At 31.8% G+C, this 3,934-nt stretch carries 5 protein-coding genes; all 5 read left to right on the top strand.

Annotated elements, in window-relative coordinates; all coding sequences use genetic code 11:
* Nucleotides 1-248 precede the first annotated feature (248 nt).
* Nucleotides 249-611 carry a helix-turn-helix domain-containing protein gene (locus J6D32_RS09565; RefSeq protein ID WP_287467618.1) on the top strand — a complete coding sequence of 121 codons (363 nt, stop codon included), beginning with the start codon at nucleotides 249-251 and terminating at the stop codon, nucleotides 609-611.
* A 250-nt stretch (nucleotides 612-861) separates the two neighbouring features.
* The gene (locus tag J6D32_RS09570) at nucleotides 862-1,008 is read left to right on the top strand and encodes a hypothetical protein (protein ID WP_287467619.1); all 147 of its coding nucleotides are present in this window, start codon (nucleotides 862-864) and stop codon (nucleotides 1,006-1,008) included.
* 347 nt (nucleotides 1,009-1,355) lie between these two features.
* Nucleotides 1,356-2,039 (top strand): hypothetical protein, encoded by a 684-nt coding sequence (locus J6D32_RS09575; protein ID WP_287467620.1) that lies wholly within the window; start codon nucleotides 1,356-1,358, stop codon nucleotides 2,037-2,039.
* Nucleotides 2,040-2,851: 812 nt separating this feature from the next.
* Nucleotides 2,852-3,034 carry a hypothetical protein gene (locus J6D32_RS09580; protein WP_287467621.1) on the top strand — a complete coding sequence of 61 codons (183 nt, stop codon included), beginning with the start codon at nucleotides 2,852-2,854 and terminating at the stop codon, nucleotides 3,032-3,034.
* Nucleotides 3,035-3,036: 2 nt separating this feature from the next.
* A partial coding sequence (locus J6D32_RS09585) for a hypothetical protein (protein ID WP_287467622.1) occupies nucleotides 3,037-3,934 on the top strand: 898 nt, incomplete at its 3' end.

The following is a 3,934-nucleotide window of genomic DNA, read 5'->3' on the forward strand; positions in this document are numbered from 1 at the left end:
ATTAGCTGAAGAGATATCGCCATTTACTCTTGATGATCTAAGTAAGTTAAAACTTCACGAAGCAATTTGTAGTATTAATTATCCGAGTGGTAGACACAATTTTATAGGAACATTGCCAAAATAACAGGGGTTCTCCATCATTGTGAGCCCTTTTTTTATAAAATTTGAATAAAACAAATAAAATATTAACAAACTATTGAAATACTACAAAAGTTGTAGTAATATAATAAACGAAGGCGGTGATAAAAATGAATTGGTTGCAAAAATTGTTAGATGAGAACGATATGACGCGTTATCGTCTGAGCAAAATAACAGGTATTGCAGAATCGCAATTAGCTTCTATCGTTAACAGTGACATCAAAAAAGAAGATGTGAAGTATGGACACGTCGTAGCGATTGAAGAAGTTTTTAACGGAAGTGTAGCATTACAACACAAACTCATTGAGGACTTTAAAAAGGCGAACAAAACAGTCAAGGTAATGAGTTGGGAGTTAGGCGAGGGCGAGTTGCCTCATGCTTATAAAGGATTGTGGCTAAAGGTGACAACTAAAGATCACGGTTGGCTCCACGTTTACTACAACAACGAAAAAATGAATGTTGAATGGTACTGAGCGGAAAGTTCCGTTCTGTAATTCGACCTAATAAAAAAAGCCGTTGCCCACCGACCAAAGTAGAACAAACGACTTATGCGAGATATGTTATCACACCAAGATAACACACCATGAATATAGCATATCCCAAACCCAGTGACAATTAGTATATTTTGGAATAAAAAGTAATGTTTTGTCGTAAATATACACTAAAACACGAATTATGATAAATTTACTCGTTGAGAGAATTATTTAAAAGGGGATATGAATTATGATCAAAGAAATGTATTTAGAAGAAATCGAAGAATTAGTTAAAGAAATGAATGTAGCAGAGTTAAAACGTATGTTAGGATTTGCAACTGGGCTTACAGAGGTCAGAAAGAAAATGATTGCAAAAACTAACGCAGCGGAAGAGTAATAAAAAAAGTGGCGGTTCATCACCGTCACTCATATATTCAAAAGTTATTCACAAATGTTGTAAATTTATGTTATAATCAGTTCAACAAATAAAAAAAGGGATATTCCTCATTCAACGCCAATCGAGTAGGAATATCACCCAAACACAAATATAGTTTATGTTTGTATTATATACTGGATATCATTTTATATCAAGTCTTTTTTGACTATGTTTTTTAATCCAGTTTTTAACACACGTTTATTTTAGGCTACTTTTAAGCTGATTATACGTGGAATTTACGAACATAAGCTATATATTTCGGTGAACCTTTTTTTGTTTGTTAATTTGAACGGAAGAAGGTTTTTTTGATGGCGAAATTAGAATTAACTTATGAAATGGAAAAAGCATTAGGAAGAAATAGAAACACAGTCTTGGCATTATGGTATAAAATCGAGTATTTCCAAAATAAATATGGATACTGCGATAAGACGAATAATGATTTTTCAAGAATGCTTGGAATCAGTTTAGCTACTGTTAAACGCTGCATGACAAAATTAATTGAATTAGGGTTAGTTTCTAAAGTGAAATCGGACTACTGGCATCGTAAATTATTCGCGGTGAGACCAGCTACTGACGTAAAAAATAACGTGAGTGAACCTATAAATGACCCTACAAGTGAGCCTATATATAATAATGTATATAAAAAAATAAAATTAAATAATGTAGTTAGTATCAAAGAAGAAGAAGCAACTTTAAATGAAATTGAAATTGAAATTTTAAAAGATGAATTTGAGGAAGAAATCGTAACTAAATCAATTCATGTTTTCAATATGGCTAAAAATGAACAAAAAATCTTTAATCCATTCAAATATACACGTGGAATTTGTTTAAATATTATTCGCAACAAAAAAGCTTTAGAACGTAAACAAGCTAAAAAAGAAGCTTATGAACAAAAACAATTAACTTTATTCGAAGAAATGGCCAAGAACCGCAAAGAAACTATTCCAACAACCGTAGATCCTAACTATTACTATGATTGGATGGCATTCTAACGAGCGTAAAAGTTCGTTGGTTCCAGTAAGGCTATTAGCAACTCGAGGTAAAAATCCCTTTAGTAATGTTATAAGCTGACTGCGAAACTATCACCCTCAGATTTGAGCAAAACTTTTCATTATCCATCGGAGAAAGTGGGTAAAAACACCTATTTTTAATTACAACTATTAGTCATTTGCTATCAATAGACTAAATCCTGTATTTAAAGTTGTAATTGTTTAACAGTTATTGGAATTTTATATTCAATATAACATCTTTTTGGTTGAATAAAGGGGGCCAAATACCATTTTTATTATAAAAATTAACTTAAAAATCTAACATAATAGCATGATGGAAAAAAAACCAATAAAATATCGTATTTTGGTAAAATTTATTGTTGAGTTATCCACATATACTATGATAAAATTATCTATGTTGGGTAAAACGCTAATTTTTGCCCCAAAAAAAAAGAGCCTCATATGACACCTGGCAAGTTTCGTAATGAGTCCCTCTTATTTTAAAACGACGATTGTTTTTTATTAAACCCAAATACCATAGATCTTTTTATAAATATCTTAAGTGCATTAAATATTTTAAGCATTTTAAGTATCTTAAATATCTAAAGTCTTTTGCCAACAATGGCATAGCTTTAAAAGCACCTTTTTGTGTTGTTTTGAGCGAACAAACGTTCAAAAACGATATATATAATAAGAATTTTAAGGCGTTTTGGTTTAATTTTAACACGGTTAGTTTACCATATTCCCATGTTTTCGTCAAATATAAATGACAGAAAATAACAAGAAAATTTTACAAAAGAAAGAGTGATAAAGTAGTGAACATTGAACAATTAACACCAGAACAATTAGAACAGATTGCACGACAAGTTAATGCTGCCAAACAACGTGAAAGACGTGCCAATCGTACACCAGAGCAGTACGAAAGAGAAAAAGCTAAAAAACGCGAGTACATGAGAGAGTATATGCGTAATAAACGCGCTCAACAAAAAGAGGTGTAAGGATGAACGTGGGTGATGTATGTGTAACAATTAATTGTGATTATATGGGGTATCCTTTAAAGCCAACAAAATACCAAGTGAATGATATTACTAAGCGAATTAGAACATCAAAGCCACGAACTATGAGCTTAAATGAGTTTTGTGATGTTATAGCACGAGGAAAAACATTTATCAGTGGATGTGTTGTAGATCCTTCTGCAAACACTTTAAAAGCCACTAATACAAATAATTATGCTTTCTTTGGGTTGGATATTGATAATAAGGAATTTAATATCACACCAAGTGAAATGATTGCAGAGGTAGAAGCGAAACTGGGGATCGTGCCTACTATCTTCTATGATACTTTCACCAGCACGCCTGAAAACAGAAAGTTTAGATTGATTTATGTATTTGAGAAGCCTATTGAAGATTATCAGACCTTCAAAAAAATGTACCAGCAGTTAAAGATTTTATTCCCAAACCTTATAGATCAGTCAACGAGTAATCCAAATAGACTATGGTTTGCTACTAATAAAGTCTCATCAGTTCGATTAAATCCTAATGCTAAGTTGTTGGGAAAAGATTTTTTTGAAAAGTTAAATCAAGTCGTTCCTTTAGAGAAAAAGGACATAGGGTTTGCTAAGAAAAAAGATATAAAATATTCAAATTGCGATTTATCAAAAGTAGATGATATTTATCGTTACGTATCATTTAAAAAAGAATCTGCACATGAATTAGCGAAATTTGTGATTGATAATGTCTCAATTATTGATTATGTAGAAATGGCTGGTGGTCAGTTACATGACTTTGGAAGCTATTGTTCGTGTGCCTGTCCATTTCATGGGGGAGATAATGAACATGGATTCATCATTTACAAACACAGTAATAGTGCCTTTTGTTTCACAAAGAATTGTTGTGCAG

The sequence above is a fragment of the Turicibacter sp. genome (assembly GCF_017941855.1).
Lineage (GTDB): Bacteria > Bacillota_I > Bacilli_A > MOL361 > Turicibacteraceae > Turicibacter > Turicibacter sanguinis.

What these genes read in the sequence shown, in the direction of transcription:
- J6D32_RS09565 (WP_287467618.1), top strand. Translation starts at nt 249, where the DNA reads ATGAATTGGTTGCAAAAATTGTTAGATGAGAACGATATGACGCGTTAT.
- J6D32_RS09570 (WP_287467619.1), top strand. Translation starts at nt 862, where the DNA reads ATGATCAAAGAAATGTATTTAGAAGAAATCGAAGAATTAGTTAAAGAA.
- J6D32_RS09575 (WP_287467620.1), top strand. Translation starts at nt 1,356, where the DNA reads ATGGCGAAATTAGAATTAACTTATGAAATGGAAAAAGCATTAGGAAGA.